The sequence below is a fragment of the Microbacterium elymi genome, assembly GCF_021582895.2.
GTDB lineage: Bacteria > Actinomycetota > Actinomycetes > Actinomycetales > Microbacteriaceae > Microbacterium > Microbacterium humicola.
In genome coordinates this window covers 3,247,978-3,272,907 of the sequence record NZ_CP091139.2, presented here as the reverse complement: position 1 = coordinate 3,272,907, position 24,930 = coordinate 3,247,978, and the positions used below count along the sequence as shown (strand labels likewise).

The window sequence follows — 24,930 nt, the reverse complement described above, 5'->3', positions numbered from 1 at the left end:
CGAGGAGCACCATGGCACACGAGGAAGACCCGCTCGAGCACGAGAGGGCTTCGTGGAAGCCCTCCCCGGGCTCGCCGTCGCGGTCCCCGATCCGGTGCAGAACGACGTCCTGCCCGCGCATCGCGAGCGCGTCACGGACACCGATCCGGCCGCCATGAAGCGCGCGGTCCGCACGGTGTACACGCTGTTCTACCTGTCGGCCGCGTTCAGCATCTGGGCCGTCGCCGCGTACATGATCTTCCCGATCGAAGACGGCCGGGTCACCAGCATCCGCCACAACAACCTGTTCATCGGTCTGGGGATCGCCCTGGCGCTGCTGGCACTGGGCATCGGCGCCATCCACTGGTCCAAGGCGATCATGTCGGACAAGGAGTTCGTCGAGCCGCGGCACGCCACCCGCGGCCGGGACTCCACCCGTGAGGCCACGGTCGCGGCGTTCGCCTCGGCCAACGAGGAGTCCGGCTTCGGCCGGCGCGCGATGATCCGCAACTCGCTGTTCGCCGCCCTCGTGGCCTCGATCATCCCCGGCATCACGCTTTTCCGCGGTCTCGCGCCGCAGGACACCCCGGCCAACCCCCGCGGCGGCGACCCGGTCTACCTGCTCAGCCACACGATGTGGAAGAAGGGCATGAAGCTCGCGCACGACCCGAGCGGCATCCCGATCAAGGCCTCGGACGTCACCCTGGGATCGGCGTTCCACGTCATCCCCGAAGACCTCGCCAAGCTCGACCACAGCCAGGGCTACCTCGATCAGAAGGCCAAGGCCATCGTGCTGCTGATGCGGCTTCCCGTCGACGCGCTGCACCCCGCGCCGGGCCACGAGGACTGGGGATTCGACGGGATCGTCGCCTACTCGAAGGTCTGCACCCACGTCGGGTGCCCCGTCGCCCTGTACGAGCAGCAGACGCACCACCTGCTGTGCCCGTGCCACCAGTCGCAGTTCGACGTGTCGCACGGCGCCCGCGTCATCTTCGGCCCGGCGGCGCGTGCGCTGCCGCAGCCTGCCGATCGAAGTCGATGACGAGGGCTACATCGTCGCCAAGAGCGACTTCCACGAACCTGTCGGCCCGAGCTTCTGGGAGCGCCATTGAGTACCGCAACCACCCCCTCCCGGTTCGAGGAGGAGACGAAGGAGAAGCCCCTGGGCGGCCGCTTCGTGGGCTGGGCGTCGAACTACATCGATGAGCGCACGAGCCTGTCCGGCTTCGTCAAGGAGCTCGGACGCAAGATCTTCCCGGACCACTGGTCGTTCATGCTCGGCGAGATCGCGCTGTGGAGCTTCGTGGTGATCCTGCTGTCCGGCACGTTCCTGACGTTCTTCTTCCAGGCCTCCATGGTCCCCACGCACTACGCCGGGGCGTTCGTCCCGATGCGCGGCGTGGAGATGTCTGCGGCCCTGGACTCGACGCTGCGGCTGTCCTTCGACATCCGCGGCGGACTGCTGGTGCGCCAGATCCACCACTGGGCCGCACTGGTTTTCGTGGCCGGCATCGGCGTGCACATGCTGCGCATCTTCTTCACCGGTGCATTCCGCAAGCCGCGCGAGCTGAACTGGGTGATCGGCTTCATCCTGTTCATCCTGGCGATGGCCGAGGGCTTCACCGGCTACTCCCTGCCCGACGACCTGCTGTCGGGCAACGGCCTGCGCATCATCGACGGAATGGTCAAGGGCATCCCGGTGATCGGCACCTGGACCTCGTTCCTGCTGTTCGGCGGGGAGTTCCCCGGCGACCAGATCGTCGGACGCCTGTACACCCTGCACATCCTGCCTGCCGGCGATCCTGGTCGGACTGCTCGTGGTGCACCTGATGCTGATGGTGATCAACAAGCACACCCAGTTCGCCGGGCCGGCCCGCAAGAACAACAACGTCGTCGGCTACCCGATGATGCCGGTGTACATGTCCAAGATGGGCGGCTTCTTCTTCATCGTGTTCGGGCTGATCGTGCTGATCGCCTCGCTGTTCACGATCAACCCGATCTGGAACTACGGGCCGTACGACCCGTCCCCGGTCTCGGCGGGCACCCAGCCCGACTGGTACATCGGCTTCGCCGACGGCGCGCTGCGCCTGGTGCCGCCGCACCTCGAGTTCGTGTGGCTGGACCACACCTGGTCGTTCAACATCATCCTGCCGCTGCTGGTCCTCGGCGTGTTCATCATCCTGGTGCTGATCTACCCGTTCATCGAGGCCTGGGTCACCGGCGACAAGCGCGAGCACCACATCGCGCAGCGTCCGCGCAACGCCGCCACGCGCACCGCCATCGGCGTGGCCGGCGTCATCTTCTACGCGGTCCTGTGGGCGGCGGCATCCTCCGACCTCATTGCGACGCACTTCCAGCTGACCATGGAGGGCGTGATCCACACGCTGCAGGGCATGCTGATCCTCGGCCCGATCATCGGCTACTTCGTCACGAAGCGGATCTGCATCGCGCTGCAGAAGAAGGACCGTGAGATCGTCCTGCACGGCTACGAGTCCGGGCGCATCGTCCGCCTGCCCGGCGGCGAGTTCATCGAGGTCCACCGGCCGATCGAGCACTTCGACCGGTTCAAGCTCGTGGACTACGAGACCTACGAGCCGTTGATCGTGCGTCCCAACGCGAAGGGCCGGATCGGGTTCTGGCAGAACGCGCGCGCCAGCCTGTCGCGGTGGTTCTTCGAGGATCGCCTCACGCCGGTCTCGCAGTCCGAGATCGAGGCCGCCGTGGCGCACCAGCACCACGCGCTGCACGAGATGTCCGAGACCGCGGACGCCGAGATCCAGGGCGCTCACGAGCGCGCCGGACACCCGGATGCCCCGCTGCGCCCGGCAGAGCTCGAGGAGAAGACCGGCGAGATCCCGGTGCGTCCGACCTCGATCCTGGCCGACGACGACGATACCAAGCACCACCACGAGAAGGACCCCGGCCAGTAGCCCTTCCCGTCCCTCTCCCCGGGCCCCGTCGCACTCCGTGCGCCGGGGCCCGCGTCGTCCCCCACCTGCCCCGCCCCGCCCCGCCCCGCCGAGGTTGTCCTCCGTGCGCCGAGGTTGTCCTCCGTGCGCCGAGGTTGTCCTCCGTGCGCCGAGGTTGTCTTCGGTTCAGGCGGCCAACGGGGCGCCGAAGAGGACGCCTTCTCCCCCGTCGAACGGCACGCCACGGAACTGGGCACCGCGCGCCAGCTCACGGAACCTCCACCGGCGGTGTGCGGCGATGGATGCCTCGTTCCGGGCATTCGTGAAGTAGTAGGCGTGCTCTGCCCCATCGCGGCGGAGCAGCTCGAGACGGGCAGCCACCAGCACCGCGGCGACGCCCCGGCGACGGTGGGCGGGAGCCACGGTGATCCCCATCAGGTAATGGCCTGAAGGAGCGTCGTCCTGACGGTCTCGGAAGAGACGTGTGGCGGCCCAGCCGAGGACCGCCCCCTGCTCGAGCGCCACGCAGAGGTGCTCATCGCCCCCGTCCACAGCGCGACTCGCCCAGTTCCGGAAGCGATCGGATGTCGATCTGCCGGCGGCGGTCTGCACCTCCAGGATCGCGTCGACGTCGGATGGCTGCGCAGTGCGGACGGCGAGAGACACGCGAGCCAGCCTACCGGCCGGCCGACGACAGGCCACGCCGCCCTCAGGGGTGCGAGGAAGGCCCCGGTCCGGAGTCAACCGGGCCGGGGCCTTCAGAACGCGCGTGTCAGCGGGCGAAGTATCCGCGGTAGTACTCGTACACCCAGCCGACGATCGCGACGGCGAAGATGCCCAGTCCGATCGGGAGCAGCCAGGTGCCCACGGCGAAGCCGATGGCGGCGAACGCGGCCGCCAGCGCCAGCACGAGCGGCCACCACGACCATGGGGCGAACTCGCCCACTTCCGGGTCGCCGTCGTCGATGTCAGCGGTGAGCACGTCTTCGGCAGCTCGCCGCCCTGGGCGCGGTGGACGCGACCGATGTAGAACGCGATGAGCGCCGCCATCAGCGCCACGAACAGCAGACCGACGGTACCCACCCATTCGACACCGTGGTTCCAGGGCAGATCGGGGTGCGGAAGCACCGACCAGGTCGTATAGACGCCGCAGACCACCAGGAAGAAGCCGCAGATCACCCACCAGAGGCCCGCATTGGTACGCATCTACTTCGCCTCTCCGGTCGCCCCGACGAGATGGAGGCCGTCGGGTGCCGCCTCGGGGTGGTTCAGGTCGAATGCGGGCCGCTCGCTGCGGATCCGCGGGATCGACGTGAAGTTGTGCCGCGGCGGCGGGCAGCTGGTCGCCCACTCCAGCGACGCGCCATAGCCCCACGGGTCGTTCACCGTCACCTTGGGCGCCTTGCGCGCGGTGATCCACACGTTCAGCAGGAACGGGATCATCGACGACCCCAGCAGCATCGCGCCGATGGTCGACACCTGGTTCATCCATGTCCAGCCGTCGGACGGCGCGTAGTCCGCGTACCGGCGCGGCATGCCGTCGACGCCTGCCCAGTGCTGGACCAGGAACGTCATATGGAAGCCGATGAACAGCATCCAGAAGTGCACCATCCCGAGGCGCTCGTTCAGCATCTTACCGGTCCACTTCGGCCACCAGAAGTAGAACCCGGAGAACATCGCGAACACGACCGTGCCGAACACGACGTAGTGGAAGTGCGCGACCACGAAGTACGAGTCGGACAGGAAGAAGTCCAGCGGCGGGGAGGCGAGGATGACGCCGGTCAGACCGCCGAACACGAACGAGGCCAGGAAGCCGATCGCGAAGACCATCGGCGTCTCGAACGTCACCGATCCGCGCCACATGGTGCCGATCCAGTTGAAGATCTTCACCCCGGTGGGCACCGCGATCAGCATCGTCATCAGCGAGAAGAACGGCAGCAGCACCGCCCCGGTGACATACATGTGGTGCGCCCACACCGACACCGACAGCGCCGCGATGGAGATCGTCGCATACACCAGCGTCTTGTACCCGAAGATCGGCTTGCGGCTGAAGACCGGGAAGACCTCGGAGACGATGCCGAAGAACGGCAGCGCGATGATGTAGACCTCCGGATGACCGAAGAACCAGAACAGATGTTGCCAGAGCAGCACACCGCCGTTCGCGGCGTCATACAGGTGCGCCCCCAGGATGCGGTCGGCCGCGCCCGCGAAGACGGCGGCGGCCAGGACCGGGAACACCATGATGACCAGGATGCTGGTGATCAGCGTGTTCCAGGAGAAGATCGGCATCCGCCACATGGTCATACCGGGAGCGCGCATCGTGATCACCGTGGTGATGAAGTTCACCGAACCCAGGATCGTCCCGAACCCGCTGATCCCCAGGCCCATGAACCAGAGGTTGCCGCCGGCGCCCGGCGAGAATGTCGCGTTGGCCAACGGCTGATACGCGAACCAGCCGAACGCCGCCGCACCCTGCGGGGTCAGGAACCCGGCCACCGCGATGATCGACCCGAACAGGAACAGCCAGAACGCGAACGCGTTCAGCCGCGGGAACGCGACATCCGGCGCCCCCAGCTCGCAGCGGCAGGATCGCGTTGGCGAACCCGGCGAACAGCGGCGTCGCGAACATCAGCAGCATGATCGTGCCGTGCATCGTGAACAGCTGGTTGAACTGATCCTTCGTCGGGATGATCTGCATCCCCGGCTCGAACAGCTCCGCCCGGATGATGAGGGCCATCACGCCGCCGAGCATGAAGAACATGACGGAGGCGATGAGGTACATGTACCCGATCGTCTTGTGGTCGGTGGAGGTGATCCACCGGACGACGATGTTGCCCTTCTGCTCGACACGGGAGGCGCTCATCAGCGCCGCCTGCCGAGGCGGGAGGGTGCCGGATCGGTCCTTGGTGGGGTCCTGGAGGGGGAGCGTGGTCGCCATCTCAGTTCTTTCCCTCGCTCGACGCGCCGGTACCCGGCTCGTTCGAGAGTCTGTCGTACCGGTCCGTGATGTCACCGGTGTTGCCTGCGTCGCGCAGCTCCTGCAGGTGCTGCTGGTAGTCGGCTTCGCTGACCACCTTCACGCGGAACAGCATCGCGGAGTGGTATTCGCCGCAGAGCTCCGCGCACTTGCCCTGATAGGTGCCCTCGCGCGTCGGGGTGAACGACCAGGAGTTGTCCCGGCCGATGTAGAGGTCCTTCTTGTACAGGAAGTCGATGATCCAGAACGAGTGCGCCACGTCGCGCGACTCGAGGTCGATCCGCACGGACTTGTCCACCGGCAGGTAGAGCGTCGGCAGCGCGTCCTGATCGACGTTGCCGTTCTTGTCCGGCTCGGCCTGAGTGCCCATGGTCCACACGGCGTCCGAGTCGTCGGCGGCCTGGCCGTTGTACTGGAAGTCCCACGACCACTGCTTGCCGATGGCGACGACCGAGACATCCGGATTCTGGTCCTGGGTCTCGAGGATCGTCTGGTCCCGGGCGGTGAAGGCGAACATGCCGGCCACGAGGATCACCGGGATGATCGTGTAGAAGATCTCGATCGGCATGTTGTAGCGGAGCTGGACCGGCAGCCCGGTCTGCCCCTTGCGGCGCCGGTAGGCGACCATCGCCCAGAGCATGAGGCCCCAGGTGATCAGGCCGACGACCAGGAGCACGATCCAGGAGTTGACCCACAGGCCCGACACCATCTCGGTGCGGTTGGTGGCCGGTGCGGCGCTGGGGTCCTCGAAGCCGGGCAGGAACCCGTGCAGCTGCGTGGGGGTGCACCCGGCGAGGAGGACGGCTGCGGCCGTCCCCAGCGGCAGGGCGACCCAACGGAGGCGACGTTTCGACGGCACAGTGCACCTTTCCGGATCAACGATCTGACAGTGGCCAGTCTAGAGCAACCTCCCACCGGATTCTGGCCATTCACCCAGGCGGGCGACCGCGGAGCACGGTTCGAGGGGCGTGTCGCGCCCACGTCGAACACCGGCCTGGGCCGGTCGCCTGCGCAGTCGGGGAATGCTCAGTGGAAGCTGTCGCCGCAGGCGCAGCTGCCGGCGGCGTTGGGGTTGTCGATCGTGAACCCCTGCTCCGAGATGGTGTCCTTGAAGTCGATCGTCGCACCGTCCAGGTACGGGGTGCTCATGTCGTCCACGATCACCTCGACCCCGCCGAAGTCGACGACGTGGTCACCGTCGAGGGAGCGCTCGTCGAAGTAGAGCTGGTAGATCAGGCCCGAGCATCCGCCCGGCTGGACAGCGACGCGCAGACGCAGATCGTCGCGGCCTTCCTGCTCGAGCAGGGTCTTCACCTTGTCGGCGGCCGCGTCGGTCAGCAGCACTCCGTGCGCGTGGACGGACGTGTCAACGGTCATTGCGGTGTCGGTCATGTGATTCCTCCGGTGTGGGACTTCGCCTGGAGCGGACTCCTCGAGTCTACGCCCGGACCGCACGATCGGGCCCGGGTCGCCGCGTGTCTCCGGTGTCAGAGCGTGCGCGCGTCCAGCCGCTCCAGCAGCAGCGCCTCGGCCAGCAGCGCGTGCCGGAACGTGTCCAGGTGCAGCGACTCGTTCGGGCTGTGCGCGCGGGCGTGCGGGTCCTCCACCCCGGTGACCAGGATCTGCGCCTCGGGGAAGGTGCGGACCAGATCGGCGATGAACGGGATCGATCCGCCGACGCCCAGGTCCACCGGCTCGACGCCGTAGCCGTCCCGGAACGAGTCGCGGGCGTCGGCCACCGCCCAGCCGCTGGTGTCGACCAGGAACCCGTCGCCGAGGTCGACGTCGCCGAATTCCAGCTGCGCGCCGAAGGGCGCGTGCGCGCGCAGATGGGCGGCGATGGCCTGATAGGCGTCGCCGGCCGCCTGGCCGGGCGCCACCCGTGCGCTGATCACGACGCTGATCTCGGGGCTGAGCGTGTTGGACGCGTTGCGCACGCTCGGCGCGTCGATCCCGGTGACGGTGATCGACGGCTTGTTCCAGATCCGGCTGAGGATGCTGTCCCGACCCACCGGCTGGACCCCTTCCGGCAGCCCGGCCTCGTCGCGCAGGGTCTGCTCGGTGTACGTCGTCGGGGTCGCGGCATCCCGAACCGTGAGCCCCTCGACGGCCACCGCGCCGTCCTCGTCCCACAGGGTGGACAGCAGCCGGACGGTCGCCATCATGGCGTCCGGCACCGCTCCGCCGAACATGCCGGAGTGCGAGGCGTGCTCGAGCGTGCACACGGTCATCGTGAAGCGCGCGTTGCCGCGCAGCGACACGGTCAGCGCCGGAGTGACAGCATCCCAGTTGCCCGAGTCCGCCACCACGATCACGTCGGCGCGCAGCGCATCGGCGTTATCGGCGAGGAACGAGGCGAAGGACCGCGATCCGGCCTCCTCCTCGCCCTCGATGAACAGCGCGACGCCCAGGTCCAGGTCGTCGCCGAGCGCTTCGCGCAGCGCTCGCAGCGCGCCGATGTGCACCATCACCCCGGCCTTGTCGTCGGCCGCGCCCCGGCCGTACAGCCGCCCGTCGCGCACGGTGGGCTCGAACGGCGGCGAGTCCCACAGGGTCTCGTCTCCGACCGGCTGGACGTCGTGGTGCGCGTACAGCAGGATGGTCGGCCGGCCGTTGCGCGCGGCCCGCGTGGCCAGGACGGCGGGCATGCCGCGCTCCTCGGTCCCGGGGATCGCGGCATCCCGGATCTGCACGGATTCGAAGAGGCCGGTGCCCTCGGCGAGGGCCTTGACCGCCTCGGCGCTGCGCTGCACCTCGGCCCGGTCGAAGCCGGGGAACGCAACCGACGGGATCCGCACCAGCGCACCCAGGTCTGCCAGCGCCGCGGGGATGCCGCCGGTCGCGGCGTCGCGGACAGAGGCGGGACGGGACGGTTCAGAGGTCATGCGGGTAATCTTAAAGGGACCGCTCTGATCGAACCGAGGATATCCGTGTCCAAGAAGACCTCCGCCCCCGCCGAGGAAGTCGCCGACGGCGAAGAGACCGCGACCGGCAAAGGCCGGCCGACGCCGTCGCGCGCCGAGCAGGAGGCGGCGCGCAAGCGCCCCCTCGTGCCGGACACGAAGGAGGCCCGCCAGCGGCAGAAGGCCGATGCCGCCTCGCAGCGGGAGAAGGCCCGCATCGGCATGGCCAACGGGGACGACAAGTACCTGCCGGTCCGTGACAAGGGGCCGCAGCGCCGGTTCGTCCGCGATTTCGTCGACGCCGGATGGCACCTGGGCGAACTGATCATGCCGCTGATGATCGTGGTCATCCTCGTCACGTTCCTGCAGTCGATGCCCTGGCTCGCAGATGTACGCATTCATCATCCTCTGGGTGTTCGTGCTGCTGGTGATCCTCGACATGGTGATCACGTCGTTCCGGATCAAGCGCGCCGCCTTGCGCAAGTTCGGCGACCGTCGCGAGAAGGGTCTGGGCTGGTACGGCGCGATGCGCACGATCCAGATGCGCTGGATGCGTCTGCCCAAGGCACAGGTCAGGCGCGGGCAGCACCCGCGGTGAGCGCCAGCAGCCCGCGGTTGATCTGACGCGCCCAGAACGGGCCGCGATACAGGAACGCCGTGTAGCCCTGCACGAGGTCGGCACCGGCATCCAGCCGCTCCCGCACGTCCTGCGCGGTCTCGACGCCGCCGACGGCGATCACGGTGAACGCCGCCGGGACGGTGGCGCGCACCAGCCGCAGGACCTCGAGCGCCCGGGCCTTCAACGGCGCTCCCGACAGCCCGCCCTCCCCCGCAGCCTCCACCACCGTGGGATCGGTGATCAGGCCGTCGCGCGAGATCGTCGTGTTCGTGACGATGATGCCGGAAAGCCCGGTCTCGACCGCCATCTGCGCGATCGCGGCGATCTCGTCATCGGGCAGATCCGGCGCGATCTTCACCAGCAGCGGGGTCCGGCCCGCGGCATCCTGCACCGCCTGCAGCGCGGGCGCAGCGTCTGGACCGCCTGCAGCCCGCGCAGGCCGGGCGTGTTCGGCGAGGACACATTCACGGCGAGGTAGTCGGCCAGCGGCGCCAGGAGCGTCGCGCTGCGGACGTAGTCGGCGGTCGCATCGGCGACGTCGACCACGCGGCTCTTGCCGATGTTCACCCCGATCAGCGCGCGGTGCCGGCGACGCCGGCGCATCCGTGCCAAGCGCGCCGCGGCGGCCGCGGCCCCGCGGTTGTTGAACCCCATCCGGTTCACCAAGGCACGGTCCGGGATCAGCCGGAACAGGCGCGGCTTCGGGTTGCCCTCCTGCGGGACGGCCGTCACCGTCCCCACTTCGACGTGCCCGAATCCGAGCGCGGTCAGTCCCGGCACGCCGACGACGTTCTTGTCGAAGCCGGCGGCCACCCCGAACGGCGAGTCGAAGACCAGGCCCAGCGCGCGGGTCTGCAGCCGGTTCGCCGGCCGGGTCAGCGGACGGGCGATCCAGGCGAACGGACGAATGCCGACCAGGCGGACGACGAGCATCCCGCAATGGTGGGCGAACTCGGCGTCCAGGCGCGACAGGACCGTGCGGAAGAAGAAGGGATACATCCGCTCCAGCGTAACGGTCAGGCGGTGCCGTGATCGGCGCGCAGCTGCGCGATGGACTCCTCGAAGTCCTCCAGCGAGTCGAAGCCCTGATAGACGCTCGCGAACCGCAGGTAGGCGACCTCGTCCAGGTCGCGCAGCGGCCCCAGGATCGCCAGGCCGATGTCGCCGGTCTCGATCTGGGACGCCCCCGTGCCGCGGACGGACTCCTCCACCTTCTGGGCCAGCAGCGCCAGATCGTCCTCGGTCACCGGACGTCCCTGGCACGCCTTGCGCACGCCGGCGGCGACCTTCTCCCGGCTGAACGGCTCGGCCACGCCCGACCGCTTGAGCACGCTCAGGCTGGCGGTCTCCACGGTCGAGAACCGGCCGCCGCACTCGGGGCATTGGCGACGACGGCGGATGCTCAGGCCATCCTCGCTGGTGCGCGAGTCGATGACGCGAGAATCGGGGTGGCGGCAGAACGGGCAGTGCATCAGCCGACAGACTACCCCGCGAACCTGGCCTGCACGGCCTCGCCGTGCGCGGGCAGCGCCTCGGCGTCGGCGAGCGTCACGATGTGATCGGCGACCTCGGCCAGCGCCTCGCGGCTGTAGGTGATCACCTGCTGCGGCCGTAGGAAGGTCGCCGCCGAGAGTCCCGGCGCGTAGCGCGCCTGCCCTCCGGTGGGCAGCACGTGGTCGCTGCCGGCGAGGTAGTCCCCGAGGCTGACGGGCGAGTACGGGCCGACGAAGACCGCACCGGCTCCGGTGAAGCGCTCCGGGTGCGGCTCGGCCAGGTGCAGCTCGAGGTGCTCGGGCGCGTACGCGTTGCTGAAGGACGTCGCCGCGGCCAGGTCGTCCACGAGCACGATCGCCGACTGCACGCCCTCGAGCGCCTGCCGCGCACGGACGCCGTTGCGGGTGGCATCCACCCGCCGGGCGACCTCGGCACGCACCCGCTCGGCCAGGTCCGGGCTGTCGGTGACCAGCACGGCCGCCGCCTGCTCGTCGTGCTCGGCCTGGCTGATGAGGTCGACGGCGACCCAGGCCGGGTCGGCCGCCGCGTCGGCGACCACGAGGATCTCGGTCGCGCCGGCCTCGGCATCCACCCCGACGATCCCCGCCACGGCGCGCTTGGCCGCCGCGACGAAGTTGTTGCCGGGCCCGCTGACGACGTCGACCGGGTCGAGGCCGATCGATGCGACGCCGTGGGCGAATGCCCCGATCGCGCCGGCTCCGCCCATGGCGTAGACCTCGTCGATGCCGAGCAGGTGGGCGGCCGCGAGGATGTCGGGGTGCACGCGGCCGTCGAACTCGGCCTGCGCGGGCGAGGCCAGCGCCACGCTGCGGACGCCGGCGACCTGAGCGGGCACGACGTTCATCACGACGCTGGACGGATAGACGGCCTTGCCGCCGGGGACGTACACGCCGGCACGCCCGACCGGCTGCCAGCGCTGCCGACCTCTCCCCGTCGGCCAGAACGGTGACGGTGCCCGCGGGCACCTGGGCGGCGGACGCCGCGCGCACCCGCCGGATCGACTCCTCCAGCGCGGCGCGCACGGCGGGGTCGAGTCGGTCCGCGGCCTCGGTCAAGTGTTCCGCCGGCACCCGGAGGGCGTGACCGGTGACATGGTCGAAGCGCTCGGCCTGCTCGCGCAGGGCGGCCTCGCCTCGAGCGGCGACGTCGTGGACGAGCTCCGCGGCGGCGGTCAGCGCGTCGGCGCGCGCCGCGCGCGCCCGCGGCACGGCGGCCAGCAGCTCGGCGGGGCTGTGCGAACGGCCTCGGAGATCGATGGTGCGCAGCATCCCTCCAGGTTATCGGGTGGGATGCCGCGCCCCGACGCGATGCTCCGGGGAGCCGGGTTCAGCCCCGCGTGACGCCCGAGATGTCGTGCAAGCTGTCCCACGCGGCCGTCCTCGTGCCGGATGACGTACGACGATCCGCGATCCTCGATGACCAGCGCCCACGCGGTCGGGCCGATGCGGAACAGCGGCGTGCCGTTCTCATCGACCACGTCCCGCTCCTGGGGGACGAGGGCCCAGAACGCCTGCTGCGCCGGCGCCTGCGCCACCGGCTGTGCGCCGGTGTCGGTCGCGGGGGCGAACGAGTCGACGGAGAAGCCGGACTGCTCGGCGCCGCCGTCGGGTGCGGCGTCGTACGAGCCCGTGTCGGCGGCCCCGGCATCGTACGCGGCCGTGCCGCCGTCCAGCGCCCGCCCCGATGCGGCCGATGCGCCGGCCGAGGATGCCGCACCGCCGACCGGGTGCGGGCGTGCGGTGATCGGACGCACGGTGCGCGCGGCACGGTGCGAGACCGTCTCGGCCCGGTGCTGGAAGTCCTCGGCCAGGCCGGGGATGAGCACGGCGCCCACGGTGAGGACGACGCCGGCGAGCATGAGGATGAATTCGACCCACGACACCCAGGTCAGCACCCAGGGGCCGCCGGCGATCGCGACGGCGACCTGCGACCACAGCTGGCCGAGCCAGATGACGGCCGAGACCGAGAACGCCACCGAGGCGAACTGGTCGATGCCGAGGGATCCGACCCGGCGGATCCCGGTCGGGGACAGCCGCCGCAGCACGAGCAGGAAGACGGCCACCGTGGGCACGCCGATGGTGAGGATCCAGTCGATCCCGCTGGTCCAGACCGAGCTGAACACGAACTCCCGAGTGGAGAAGAACGAGATCACGAAGGCGACCAGCCACACGCCGGCCAGGATCACCTCGCGCAGCGAGAACGGGCCCACGCCGTACTGGACGGGCACAGCGCCCGCGGCGCCGGTGCCACCGGCCGTGTCGGAATCGGCGGTCTCGTCGGCCGCACCGAACGCGTCCGCGCCGGTCCCGAGGAGCGCGCTCGCATCGTGCGTGTCGTCCAGGGCGGCGTCACCGGGGGCGGTCGCGGCGTTCTCGGACTCGGACAGTTCGTTCGGGTCGGTGGGGTTTTCGTCCGTCACGTGCGTTCCTTCCGTTCATCGCGCCTGCGCGCGTCGTCAGATCCTACCCGAGCGTCATGTCAGGCAGTTCGGGCCGAGCAGCCCCTTCAGCTCGCCGTACAGATCGGCGGTGACCCGCACCGGCATGGGCACGTCGAAGACCTTCGCCACCCCGCTGCGGTGCAAGCCGGAGCGAGACTTCGGTGTCGCCGCGGTGCCGCTCGAGCATCTCGGCCAGCTCGGTGATCACCCGCTGGGTGGCGCGCGACTCGGGGATCGTGACGGCGAGCGGACCCGAGGCATCCACCACCCCGAGGTCCGGGGCGAACGCCGACTGGGCGTGCAGGTTCAGCCCGTCGTCGCGCCGCGACACCCGGCCGCGCACGACGAGGATCGAGTCGGCCTGCAGCATGAGCTGGAACTCGGTGTACGTCTTGCCCATGAACATGACGGTGACCTCGCCGTCGAAGTCCTCGACGGTGATCATGCCGTACGGGTTGCCGCTGGACTTGGCCACGCGATGCTGGACGCTGGTGACCAGGCCGGCGACCGTCACCTGCTCGCCGTCGCGGATGTCCTCGTTCGAGAGGAGGTCGTGGATGTTCATCGAGGCGTGCTTGGCGAGCGGGATCTCGAGCCCGGCCAGCGGGTGGTCGGACACGTAGAGCCCGAGCATCTCGCGCTCGAACGCGAGCTTGTCCTTCTTGGTCCACTCCGGTCGGTCCGGGACCTTGGCGTCGTTCTGCGGCTCGTCCTCACCCCACAGCGAGTCGAAGTCGAACCCCACCTCGCCGTTGGCCTCGCGCCGCTTGTCCAGCACCGCGGCCTCGGTCGCGTCCTCGTGGATCTCCACCAGCGCACGGCGCGTCACCGCGAACGAGTCGAACGCCCCGGCCTTGATCAGCGACTCCACCGTGCGCTTGTTCGCGACGTGCACGGGCACCCGGCGCAGGAAGTCGTGGAACGAGGTGTACGGACCGTCGGCGCGCGCCTTCACGATCCCGTCGACCACGTTCGAGCCGACGTTGCGCACGGCGCCCAGGCCGAAGCGGATATCCTCGCCGACGGCCGCGAAGTACTTGATCGACTCGGACACGTCCGGCGGGAGCACCTGGATGCCCATGCGGCGGCACTCGTTCAGGTACAGCGCGAGCTTGTCCTTCGAGTCGCCGACGCTGGTCAGCAGCGCGGCCATGTACTCGGCCGGATAGTGCGCCTTCAGATACGCGGTCCAGTACGACACGAGTCCGTACGCGGCCGAGTGCGCCTTGTTGAACGCGTAGTCCGAGAACGGCAGGAGGATGTCCCACAGGGCCTTGATCGCCGGCTCGCCGAAGCCGCGATCGATCATGCCCTGGTGGAAGCCCTCGTACTGCTTGTCCAGCTCGGACTTCTTCTTCTTGCCCATCGCCCGACGCAGGATGTCGGCCTGGCCGAGCGAGAAGCCGGCGACCCGCTGCGCGATCGCCATCACCTGCTCCTGGTAGATGATCAGCCCGTAGCTGGTGGAGAGGATCTCCTCCAGCGGCTCGGCGAGCTGCGGGTGGATCGGGGAGATCTCCTGCTGCCCGTTCTTGCGCAGCGCGTAGTTGATGTGCGAGTTGGCCCCCATCGGGCCGGGCCGATACAGCGCGATGACGGCGGAGATGTCCTCGAAGTTGTCGGGCTTCATCAGCCGGCAGCGACCGCATCGGGCCGCCGTCGAGCTGGAACACGCCCAGCGTGTCGCCGCGGGCGAGCAGGTCGTACGACTCCCGGTCGTCCAGCGGCAGCTCCTCCAGGACGAGGGGGTGGCCGCGGTTGGCCTCGATGTTGTCCAGCGCGTCGTTGATGATCGTGAGGTTGCGCAGCCCCAGGAAGTCCATCTTGATCAGGCCGAGCGACTCGCAGGTCGGGTAGTCGAACTGCGTGACGATCTGCCCGTCCTGCTCGCGCTTCATGATCGGGATGATGTCGATCAGCGGATGGCTGGACATGATGACGCCGGCCGCATGCACGCCCCACTGGCGCTTCAGGTTCTCCAGCCCGACGGCGGTGTCGAAGACGGTCTTGGCCTCGGGATCGGTCTCGATGACCGTGCGGAACTCGGAGGCCTCCTTGTAGCGCGGATGCTGCGGGTCGAACATGCCGCCCAGCGGCATGTCCTTGCCCATCACGGCGGGCGGCATCGCCTTGGTGAGCTTCTCGCCCATGCTGAACGGGAAGCCGAGGACCCGCCCGGCGTCCTTCAGCGCCTGCTTCGCCTTGATCGTCCCGTACGTCACGATCTGGGCGACCCGGTCGTCGCCGTACTTCTCGGTGACGTACTGGATCACCTCGCCGCGGCGGCGGTCGTCGAAGTCGACGTCGAAGTCGGGCATCGATACGCGGTCGGGGTTGAGGAACCGCTCGAAGATGAGGCCGTGGTCCAGCGGGTCGAGGTCGGTGATCCGCATCGCGTACGCGGCCATCGAGCCGGCGCCGGAGCCGCGGCCCGGTCCGACGCGGATGCCGTGGTCCTTGGCCCAGTTGATGAAGTCGGCCACCACCAGGAAGTACCCCGGGAAGCCCATCTGCACGATGACGCCGCACTCGTAGTCGGCCTGCGTGCGGACCGCGTCGGGGATGCCGTCGGGGTAGCGGAAGTCCAGCCCGTTCTCGACCTCCTTGATGAACCAGCTCTCCTCGGTCTCGCCCTCGGGGACCGGGTAGCGCGGCATGTAGTTCGCGCCGGTGTTGAACTCGACATTGCAGCGCTCGGCGATCAGCAGCGTGTTGTCGCACGCGTCCGGGTGGTCGCGGAAGAGCTGGCGCATCTCGGCCGGCGACTTGATGTAGTAGCCGTCGCCGTTGAACTGGAACCGCTTGGGGTCGTCCAGGGTCGAACCGGACTGGACGCACAGCAGCGCGGCGTGGCTGGTGGCGTCGTCGCGGTGCGTGTAGTGCGAGTCGTTCGTGGCCAGCCGCGGGATGTTCAGGTCCTTGGCGATCTTCAGCAGGTCGTCGATCACGCGGCGCTCGATCGACAGGCCGTGGTCCATCATCTCGGCGAAGTAGTTGTCGCGGCCGAAGATGTCCTGGAACTCGGCGGCGGCGGCCCGGGCCGCGTCGTACTGCCCCAGCCGCAGCCGGGTCTGGATCTCGCCGGACGGGCATCCGGTGGTGGCGATCAGCCCCTTGCTGTAGCTCTGCAGCAGTTCGCGGTCCATCCGGGGCTTGAAGTAGTAGCCCTCCAGACTCGCCTTCGACGACAGGCGGAAGAGATTGTGCATCCCCTCGGTCGTCTCGCTGAGCAGCGTCATGTGCGTGTACGCGCCGGAGCCGGACACGTCGTCGTCGCTCTGGTCGGGGCCGCCCCAGCGCACGCGCGCCCGGTCGGAGCGGTGGGTGCCCGGGGTCACATAGGCCTCGACGCCGATGATCGGCTTGACCCCGGCATCCTTGGCCGCCTTGTAGAACTCGAACGCGGCGAACGTGTTCCCGTGGTCGGTGACGGCGATCGCCGGCATCTGCAGCCGGGCCGCCTCTTCCACCATCGAGCCGATGCGGGCGGCGCCGTCCAGCATCGAGTACTCGCTGTGGACGTGCAGGTGAGCGAAGGAGTCGGATGCCACGTCTTCGAGTCTACGGATCGGCGCCGACGTCCGCGGCCCGCCGATGCCCGTCCGTGCCCGGACCGGCCGTGTGCGCTACTGGTCGCCCAGGATGTCCAGCGCGTGCTGCAGATCGGCCGGGTAGGGCGAGGTGAACGTCACCGGGTCGCCGGTGCCGGGATGGACGAACGCGAGCCGGTGCGCGTGCAGCCACTGCCGCTGCAGGCCGAGCCGGGCCGACAGCGTCGGGTCGGCGCCGTACAGCGGATCGCCGACGCAGGGGTGCCGGTGCGCGGCCATGTGCACGCGGATCTGGTGGGTGCGCCCGGTCTCGAGGTGGATCTCGAGCAGAGATGCCCCGCGGAAGGCCTCGATCGTCTCGTAATGCGTGACCGAGTCCTTGCCGTCGGGGGTCACCGCGAACTTCCACGGATGCGTGCGGTGCCGCCCGATCGGCGCGTCGATGGTGCCGGCCAGCGGGTCCGGGTGTCCCTGCACCACGGCGTGATACACCTTCTCGACCGTGCGCTCCTTGAACGCGCGCTTGAGGAGGATGAACGCCCGTTCGCTGGAGGCCACCACCATCAGGCCGCTGGTGCCGGCATCCAGCCGATGCACGATCCCCTGCCTCTCGGGCGGACCCGATGTCGCGACCCGCAGCCCGGCGGCGGCCAGCGCGCCGAGCACCGTCGGGCCCTCCCAGCCGAGCGAGGGGTGCGCGGCGACGCCCGCGGGCTTGTCGACCACGATGATGTCGTCGTCCTGGTGCACGATGCGCAGGTCGGGCACCGCGATCGCCTCGACGGTCGGGGCCGACTTGGGCGTCCACGTCACCTCGAGCCAGGAGCCGGCGTGCAGCCGGTCGGACTTGCCGACCTCACGGCCGTCCAGCGCGACACCGCCACCGTCGGCGATCTCCGCCGCGAACGTACGCGAGAAGCCGAGCATCTTGGCCAGGGCGGCATCCACCCGGACGCCGTCCAGACCGTCCGGCACCGGAAGCGTGCGGGACTCCACCTCAGTCCTCGGTGGAGGCCGCGGACTTCGCGTCCTTGCCGCTGTTCGCGTCCTTGCCCCTGTCGCGGGTGCCGTCCAGTCGCACGCCCAGCAGCACGAGGATCGCCACGCTGACCATCATCGTCGTGATGAACATGTCGGCGACGTTGTAGGTCGCGGGCATCATCCACGGGGTGTTGATGAAGTCGACGACGTGGCCCACCCCGAAGCCCGGCTCTCGGAACAGCCGATCGGAGAGGTTCCCGAGCACGCCACCCAGCAGCAGCCCGAGGATGATCGCCCACGCCCGAGAGCGCACCCGCGAGCCGACCAGCCAGATGATCACCAGCGCCACCACCGCCAGCGCGATCGTGAACAGCCAGGTGACGTCACTGCCGAGCGAGAACGCCGCCCCGGCGTTCTTGATGAGGAAGAAGATCAGAAAGTTGCCGATGACGTGCACCGGCTGCCTCGAGCGGCAGATTCTGCAGCGCGAGGTACTTCGTGAACTGGTCGGCGGCCAGCACGACGGTCGCGAGGATCACGACGATCGTGCCGGTCGCCGCCGTACGCAGAGGCGAGCGGCCGCTCAACGGCCGGGCCTACAGCCCGACGGCCGAGACGGGCGTCGCGCCCGAGGACGTCGCGGTGGTCTCGAGGTCGCGCAGCTTGCCCTCGATGTCGCTGCGCAAGCTGAGCGCGGTAGTCGCGCTCGAAATCGCGCAGCTGCGTGATGCGGCCCTCGAGGGTGGTGCGCTCCTTGTCGAGACGGGCGATCTCCTCGCGGCCGCGTGCCTCGGCCTCGGAAACGATGGCGGTGGCCTGTGCCTGCGCCTCGGCGATGAGCTTGTCGTGCTGGGCCTTGCCCTCGGCGACGTGCTCGTCGTGCAGACGCTGGGCGAGCTCGATGATCCCGGCGCTCTGGTTGGCGCCGTCGGTCGGTGCGGCGGCCTGTGCTGCCGGCTGCTCGGCGGCCACCGGGGCGGGCGCGGGCGCGGGTGCCTCGGCCGCCTCGGCGGCGGGGGCCTCGGCCGGGGCCGCGGCGGGCGCCTCGGCGCCGGACTCGTAGGCGGCCAGCTTCGCCTTCAGCTCGTCGTTCTCGGCGATCGTCTTGCGCCACTCGACCACGATCTCGTCGAGGAAGTCGTCGACCTCATCGGGGTCGAAGCCCTCCTTGAACCGGACGTGCTGGAACTGCTTGGTGACGACGTCATCCGGAGTCAAAGGCATTTCTTCCTCTTTCGGGGCTCGTTCTCCAACATGATGCTGGCCGATGTCAGGATAACCGGCGTTGTCGACCGGTCGTACCAGGAAAGCATAGCCGCCGTGCTCTCGCCGTGCGAGGTCGGCGGGGGCGCGCCGCGGCCGTCACACCACCATCAGGACCCGGGTGATGGACAGCAGCACGAAGCAGGCCAGGAGCACGATGGTGAACGCGAAGTCGATCGCGACCGGTCCGATCCGCACCGGTTTGAGGAAGCGACGCAGGAACCGGATGGGCGGGTCGGTGACCGTGTAGACGACTTCGGCGACGATCAGCCACGGTCCGGTCGGGCGCCATCCACGATTGAACATCGGGATGTAATCCAAGACCATCCGGGCGAGCAGCACGAGGACATACAGCAGGAGGATCCCGTTCAGGATCGTCGCGACGAGGTGGACTGCTCCCACGTCGACTAGGACTGCGCGAAGGGCGTCACTTCGGGATCCGCCTGGGCGACGGTCCCGTCACCGGAGAGCGCGACGTTCTCCGGCGAGAGCAGGAACACCTTGCTGGTGACGCGCTCGATGCGCCCGTACAGGCCGAGCGACAGTCCGCTGGCGAAGTCGACCAGTCGACGTGCGTCGGCGTCGCTCATCTGCGACAGGTTGATGATCACCGGGATGCCCTCGCGGAAGTTCTCGGCGATCAGCTTGCGCGTCGCGGTACTGCTTGGGGTGCACCGTGAGGATCTCGCTGACCACGCTCGGCGCCGGCTGACGCACGACCGCCGGACGGTGGATGGGCGTCACGGGAGCCGCCGGCTTCTCGACGCTCTTCGAGGAGCTGCGGGCGGCCGGCTGGTGCACGGGCTCGTCCTCGTAGATCTCTTCCTCATCGGCCAGGCCCAGGTACACCATGGTCTTCTTGAGCGGGTTCGACATCGCATCCTCCGTTTGCTCGTCTGATTCGAGGCTAATTGCGCGTGGGGCGCTGACCCGTGATTGCCGTGCCGATCCGCAGGTGTGTCGCGCCTGCGGCGATCGCCTCGGCGAAGTCAGCGGTCATGCCCGCCGACATCCAGTCGGCGTCCGGGATCACCGTGCGCACCCGGTCGGCGTGTCCGGCCAGACGTTCGAACGCGGCCGCCGGTGCTTCGTCCAGGGGCGCGACCGCCATGACCCCGCGCACGCGCAAGGTGCGGCATCCGGCCACGTGCGCGGCCAGTCGCTCGATCTCGGCCGGCGTCGCCCCGCCGCGGTCGGGGTCGTCGGTCAGGTTGATCTGCAGGCACATCGAGGGTGTCCGCGCCCTCGCCGGCCTGCTCGAGCGCATCGGCGAGCCGATCGCGATCGACGGAATGCACGACGGATGCCGCGGCCCGGATGGCGCGGGCCTTCTTGGTCTGCGCCTGGCCGATGAAGTGCCAGCGCAGGTCGGTGAGCGCGGTGAGCTCGCCGGCCTTGGCCGTCAGCTCCTGCTGGCGGTTCTCGCCGACATCCCGGACTCCGAGGCGGTGCAGGTCGGCGACCAGCGACGCCGGGTGGAACTTGGTGACCACGATCCGGGTGATGGTGGACGGATCCCGCCCCGCCGCCCGCGCCGCATCCGCGATGCGCGCGTCGACGTCGGCCAGCCGCGAGGCGAGATCGTCCACTTACTTCAGGAAGTCCGGGATGTCCAGGTCGTCCTCGCCGAACGCCGAGTCGTATCCGGACTCGGCGACGACCGGCACCGGGATGCCGGCGACCTTCTCCTCTTCGGCGTCGACGTCCGGGGCACGCACGGCGGCCTCCTCGGCCGGGGTCGTCGGCAGCGCCGGGGCGCCGGCCGACCGGGACGTGACCATCGGCTCGATCCGCTGCATCGGCTCGCCGCCGTCGAAGCCGGCCGCGATCACGGTGACCCGCACCTCGTCGCCGAGCGTGTCGTCGATGACGGTGCCGAAGATGATGTTCGCCTCGGGGTGGGCCGCCTCCTTGACCAGCTTGCGCGGCATCGTTGATCTCGAAGATGCCCAGGTTGGACCCGCCCTGGATCGACAGCAGCACGCCGTGCGCGCCCTCGATCGATGCCTCCAGCAGCGGCGATTCGACCGCCAGCTCGGCGGCCTTGATCGCCCGGTCGGCTCCGCGAGCGGAGCCGATGCCCATCAGCGCGGATCCGGCGCCCTGCATCACCGACTTGACGTCGGCGAAGTCGAGGTTGATCAGGCCGGGGGTCGTGATCAGGTCGGTGATGCCCTGCACGCCGGCCAGGAGCACCTGGTCGGCCGTCGCGAACGCCTCGATCATCGAGATGCCGCGGTCGCTGATCTCCAGCAGCCGATCGTTCGGCACGACGATGAGGGTGTCGACCTCTTCCTTCAGCTTGCCCACGCCGGTCTCGGCCTGGCTCTGCCGGCGACGTCCTTCGAACGAGAACGGCTTGGTGACCACGCCGATCGTCAGCGCCCCGATCGACTTCGCGATCTTCGCAACCACGGGGGCGCCGCCGGTGCCGGTGCCGCCGCCCTCGCCGGCGGTCACGAAGACCATGTCGGCGCCCGCGAGCGCTTCCTCGATCTCCTCCGCGTGATCCTCGGCGGCACGCCGGCCCACTTCGGGGTCGGCCCCCGCGCCGAGTCCGCGGGTGAGTTCGCGTCCGACGTCGAGTTTGACGTCGGCGTCGCTCATCAGCAGCGCCTGCGCGTCGGTGTTGATGGCGATGAACTCGACGCCGCGCAGCCCCAGTTCGATCATGCGGTTCACGGCGTTCACACCGCCGCCGCCGACCCCGACCACCTTGATCACTGCGAGGTAGTTCTGGTTCTGGCTCATTCCGGCCTCCGTCTCGTTCCGAACCAAGCTCTTAAACCTTCAACTTCATCTAGAAGTTTAAAGAATTGCCCGGTATGCAATTCCTGAGACTGAAGCTACGTGGCCGAGGGCGCGCAGCCCGCAACCCGCTGGGCGTGTCGTGCAAGTCGCGACGGATTCACCGGTTCCCGGCATCCAGGCGACGGCCCGGGTCAGCGGACGACGACCGCGCGCGGCGATGAGACGTCGTAGAACGACGTCTTCGATGCGGGCTTGCCCTTCATCAGCTTCTGCAGGACCAGCGCCTTCATCGCGGAGTCGTCGGCGCTGCCCCACCGGATCTTGCCCGGTGCCGCCGAGGGTGAGCGTGACGTCGTCCGGGGTGGTGGCCGTGACGGCCGTCACCTTCGTGCGGATGCTCGCCGGCAGCGAGCGGACCACCTGGCCGGCGGCGCGGAACGCCTCGGACGTGGTCCCGGCGCCCACGGTGATCGTGGGCTGGCCCTTGGGCGCCGTGGCGGTGGTCGCCAGGGCGACGCCGGCCGCGTCGACCAGCGTGTAGCCGGCCGGGCCCTTGATCACCCCGACCGGTGTGCGTTCGACGATCCGCACCACGAGCTCGTGCGGCGGGCGCGCCTCGAGCGAATACGACTGCACGAGGGGGAAGGCGACCAGCGCCGCCTTGACCTCGCCGGCGTCGACGGACGGCAGCGGCGTCCCGAGCTGGCCGCTCAGCGCGTGCTCGACCTCACCGGCGTCCAGGCTCCGGGTGCCCACGACGTTGATCGTCTTCACCGCGAACAGGGGGCTGTACGCGGCGCCGAACGACCCCGCCACCAGCAGGACGATCGCGGCCGCCACGGTGATCCAGATCGTGCGCCGCCGGCGCTGCCGACGGTGAACCGGCGCATCTCGGCGCGCAGCGCCCGGCGCCGTGCCCGGGCCGCCTTCCACACATCCCGGACGCCGACGTCCCCGTCCGGATCCGCGCCGGCGGATGTCGCGCGGCCGGATGCGGCGGGGTGGGATGCGGTCGGGTTGGATGCGGTCGGGTCGGATGCCGTGGGACGGGATGCGGCGAGCCCGGCGACCGGCGGGGACGAGGCATCCGATGCCGACGCGTCGCTGCGGGCGTCGGCCAACGGGATCACCGGAGCGGCGCGGTGCCGGTCGGACGGATCGACGGCGGTGCGCTCGAGACGCTCCGACGCGGGCGACCCGGGATCGGTGGCGGACGGAGCGGACGGAGCGGACGGAGCGGACGGACTCCGCTCGGCGGACCGCTTCGGCTCGCGCGGTCGCTCCGCGCGGGGAGCGGCAGGCAGCGGAGAGGGCCGGCGCACGGGCTACTCCCCCACGGCCCGTTCCGTGCCGCGCGCCAGCGCGTCCAGGACCTGCGGGATGATCTGGTACACGTTCCCGCAGCCGAGCGTCACGATGTAGTCGCCGTCCCGCGCGACCGAGGCGGTGTAGTCCGCGGCATCCTGCCAGTCGGCGACGTAGTGCACGTGCGCCGGGTCGGCGAAGTCGTCGCTGACCAGCCGGCCGGTGACACCGGGGATCGGATCCTCGCGCGCGCCGTAGACGTCGAGCACGACGGTGTGATCGGCGTGGGACTCGAGCACGTGGGCGAACTCGCGGTGCATCTGCTGTGTGCGCGAATACGTGTGCGGCTGGTGCAGGGCGATGATCCGCCCGTTCCCGACGACCGTGCGGGCGGCCGCGAGTGCGGCGGCGACCTCGGTGGGGTGGTGGGCGTAGTCGTCGTACACGCTGACGCCGCGCTGGACGCCGTGCAGCTCGAAGCGGCGGACGGTGCCGGTGAAGTGCTCGACCGCCCGGACCGCGGCATCCAGTCCGTATCCCAGGGTGAGCAGCACGGCGACCGCACCGGCGGCGTTGACCGCGTTGTGCGCACCCGGGACCGCCAGCCGCGCGTCCACGGTGGTGCCGGCATGGGTCAGGGTGAACGCGACCGGGCCCTCGGCGCGGACGGCGCTCAGCCGCACATCGGCGTCGGCGGCAAGGCCGAAGGTGATCACGTTCGGGTGCGCGATCTCGGCGGCGACCCGGCGCGCGCCCGGGTCATCCGCCGAGATCACGACCGCCTCGCGCGCACGGTTCGCGAATGCGGCGAATGCGGCGTAGAACGCCTCGTCGGTGCCGTAGTGGTCCAGGTGGTCGGGGTCGACGTTCGTGACCAGGGCGATCGCGGTGTCGTAGAGGAGGAACGTGCCGTCGGACTCGTCCGCCTCGATCACGACGAGGTCATCCGATCCGGTGCCGCTGGAGGACCCGAGGCCGGCGATCACGCCTCCGTTGACGAACGTGGGGTCGGCGTCCAGCTCCTGCAGGGCGGTGACGATCATGCCGGTCGAGGTGGTCTTGCCATGGGCGCCGGCGACCGAGACCAGGCGGCGCCCGCCGATCAGCCAGTGCAGCGCCTGGGAGCGGTGGATGACGGCGAGGCCGCGCTCCCTGCCCGCCACGTACTCCGGGTTGGTCGGCCAGATCGCGCCGGTGTGGATGACCGTGTCGGCGTCGCCGAGGTGGGCGGCGTCGTGGCCGATGTGCACGTCGGCGCCGAGTGCGGCCAGCGCCCGCAGGTTCGCGCTGTCGGCGCGGTCCGAGCCCGAGACCCGGATCCCGGCCTCCAGGAACATCCGCGCGAGCCCCGACATCCCGGAGCCGCCGACGCCGATGAAGTGCGCGGAGCGGATGTGCTCGGGGATGGGAAGGCTCAAGTCGGGTCTGATCATGTCGGCTCCCATCCTAAGTTGGCGGCCCGATGGCGCCGGTCTCGGCGCGCTGGGAGGTCCCTGGGCACCGGGTGGCGTCCGCGTAGCGGGTCACGTCCGCACCCAGGGCCTTCGCCCGGCTCGCGCTGCCGTTTCCTGCTTCCGCGTCCGAAACTTTCATGCGCGGATGCCGGAAACAGGCGCGCGAGCGATGCACCCGGCGGATCTGTATTGACACGTTCACACAATCGCTGGTACACATGTCGCGTTCCCCATCCGACTCCGCTCGCGTGTCGGCCGCCTCTGCGCCGACCGCGTCCGACGT

13 protein-coding genes and 12 pseudogenes are annotated in these 24,930 nt (G+C 69.6%); 3 read left to right on the top strand and 22 right to left on the bottom strand.

Going from position 1 to position 24,930, the window contains the following annotated elements; translation table 11 throughout:
- The first annotated feature begins 11 nt into the window (after positions 1-11).
- Positions 12-1,091, top strand: a pseudogene (qcrA, locus tag L2X98_RS17840) (cytochrome bc1 complex Rieske iron-sulfur subunit).
- Positions 1,088-2,909: pseudogene (gene qcrB / locus L2X98_RS17835) on the top strand (cytochrome bc1 complex cytochrome b subunit). Before qcrA ends, qcrB begins: the two co-directional pseudogenes overlap by 4 nt.
- A gap of 165 nt (positions 2,910-3,074) precedes the next feature.
- On the opposite strand, the gene L2X98_RS17830 reads toward qcrB, so the two are convergent.
- The 6 genes and pseudogenes from L2X98_RS17830 to L2X98_RS17805 form a co-directional block, all read right to left on the bottom strand.
- Positions 3,075-3,554 (bottom strand): GNAT family N-acetyltransferase, encoded by a 480-nt coding sequence (locus L2X98_RS17830; protein ID WP_259611770.1) that lies wholly within the window; start codon positions 3,552-3,554, stop codon positions 3,075-3,077.
- Between the two features lie 106 nt (positions 3,555-3,660).
- Positions 3,661-4,094: pseudogene (ctaF, locus tag L2X98_RS17825) on the bottom strand (aa3-type cytochrome oxidase subunit IV).
- Positions 4,095-5,826: pseudogene (ctaD, locus tag L2X98_RS17820) on the bottom strand (aa3-type cytochrome oxidase subunit I).
- Position 5,827: 1 nt separating this feature from the next.
- Positions 5,828-6,724, bottom strand: coding sequence for an aa3-type cytochrome oxidase subunit II (ctaC, locus tag L2X98_RS17815; protein WP_259611769.1), 897 nt, complete (start codon positions 6,722-6,724; stop codon positions 5,828-5,830).
- Positions 6,725-6,891: 167 nt separating this feature from the next.
- Positions 6,892-7,257, bottom strand: a complete 366-nt coding sequence (erpA, locus tag L2X98_RS17810; protein ID WP_259611768.1) for an iron-sulfur cluster insertion protein ErpA — start codon at positions 7,255-7,257, stop codon at positions 6,892-6,894.
- 95 nt (positions 7,258-7,352) lie between these two features.
- Entirely contained in the window at positions 7,353-8,750 is a 1,398-nt protein-coding gene (locus L2X98_RS17805) for a dipeptidase (protein ID WP_259611767.1), read from the bottom strand.
- A 45-nt stretch (positions 8,751-8,795) separates the two neighbouring features.
- Here L2X98_RS17805 and L2X98_RS17800 point away from each other — a divergent pair.
- Positions 8,796-9,366 (top strand): annotated as a pseudogene (locus L2X98_RS17800) (DUF3043 domain-containing protein).
- On the opposite strand, the pseudogene L2X98_RS17795 reads toward L2X98_RS17800, so the two are convergent.
- From L2X98_RS17795 to murC, 16 genes and pseudogenes are all read right to left on the bottom strand, one after another.
- Positions 9,341-10,386 (bottom strand): annotated as a pseudogene (locus L2X98_RS17795) (quinone-dependent dihydroorotate dehydrogenase). The pseudogenes L2X98_RS17800 and L2X98_RS17795 overlap by 26 nt on opposite strands.
- A 17-nt stretch (positions 10,387-10,403) precedes the next feature.
- Positions 10,404-10,859: a transcriptional regulator NrdR gene (gene nrdR, locus L2X98_RS17790; protein WP_259611766.1), complete on the bottom strand. Its 456-nt coding sequence runs from the start codon at positions 10,857-10,859 to the stop codon at positions 10,404-10,406.
- Between the two features lie 11 nt (positions 10,860-10,870).
- A pseudogene (gene hisD / locus L2X98_RS17785) lies at positions 10,871-12,170 on the bottom strand (histidinol dehydrogenase).
- On the bottom strand, positions 12,074-13,321 hold the full coding sequence (locus L2X98_RS17780) for a hypothetical protein (RefSeq protein ID WP_259611765.1): 1,248 nt from the start codon (positions 13,319-13,321) through the stop codon (positions 12,074-12,076). Before L2X98_RS17780 ends, hisD begins: the two are co-directional and overlap by 97 nt.
- Before the next feature lie 54 nt (positions 13,322-13,375).
- Positions 13,376-16,845, bottom strand: a pseudogene (gene dnaE / locus L2X98_RS17775) (DNA polymerase III subunit alpha).
- 123 nt (positions 16,846-16,968) lie between these two features.
- Positions 16,969-17,889 carry an RluA family pseudouridine synthase gene (locus tag L2X98_RS17770; protein WP_259611764.1) on the bottom strand — a complete coding sequence of 307 codons (921 nt, stop codon included), beginning with the start codon at positions 17,887-17,889 and terminating at the stop codon, positions 16,969-16,971.
- A gap of 1 nt (position 17,890) precedes the next feature.
- Positions 17,891-18,331, bottom strand: coding sequence for a signal peptidase II (locus L2X98_RS17765; RefSeq protein ID WP_259611763.1), 441 nt, complete (start codon positions 18,329-18,331; stop codon positions 17,891-17,893).
- Positions 18,258-18,461: a signal peptidase II gene (locus L2X98_RS17760; RefSeq protein WP_259611762.1), complete on the bottom strand. Its 204-nt coding sequence runs from the start codon at positions 18,459-18,461 to the stop codon at positions 18,258-18,260. Before L2X98_RS17760 ends, L2X98_RS17765 begins: the two co-directional genes overlap by 74 nt.
- 9 nt (positions 18,462-18,470) lie before the next feature.
- Positions 18,471-19,098: pseudogene (locus L2X98_RS17755) on the bottom strand (DivIVA domain-containing protein).
- A gap of 138 nt (positions 19,099-19,236) precedes the next feature.
- A complete protein-coding gene (locus L2X98_RS17750; protein WP_259611761.1) occupies positions 19,237-19,539 on the bottom strand; it encodes a YggT family protein in 303 nt (100 codons plus the stop codon).
- A 5-nt stretch (positions 19,540-19,544) separates the two neighbouring features.
- Positions 19,545-20,013 (bottom strand): annotated as a pseudogene (locus L2X98_RS17745) (cell division protein SepF).
- 31 nt (positions 20,014-20,044) lie between these two features.
- Positions 20,045-20,726: pseudogene (locus tag L2X98_RS17740) on the bottom strand (YggS family pyridoxal phosphate-dependent enzyme).
- Positions 20,727-21,888, bottom strand: a pseudogene (gene ftsZ, locus L2X98_RS17735) (cell division protein FtsZ).
- Positions 21,889-21,945: 57 nt separating this feature from the next.
- Complete coding sequence (locus L2X98_RS17730; protein WP_259611760.1) at positions 21,946-22,728, bottom strand: FtsQ-type POTRA domain-containing protein; 783 nt, start codon at positions 22,726-22,728, stop codon at positions 21,946-21,948.
- On the bottom strand, positions 22,659-23,018 hold the full coding sequence (locus tag L2X98_RS17725) for a hypothetical protein (RefSeq protein ID WP_259611759.1): 360 nt from the start codon (positions 23,016-23,018) through the stop codon (positions 22,659-22,661). Before L2X98_RS17725 ends, L2X98_RS17730 begins: the two co-directional genes overlap by 70 nt.
- 195 nt (positions 23,019-23,213) lie before the next feature.
- The gene (gene murC / locus L2X98_RS17720) at positions 23,214-24,626 is read right to left on the bottom strand and encodes a UDP-N-acetylmuramate--L-alanine ligase (protein WP_259611758.1); all 1,413 of its coding nucleotides are present in this window, start codon (positions 24,624-24,626) and stop codon (positions 23,214-23,216) included.
- Positions 24,627-24,930: the final 304 nt, after the last annotated feature.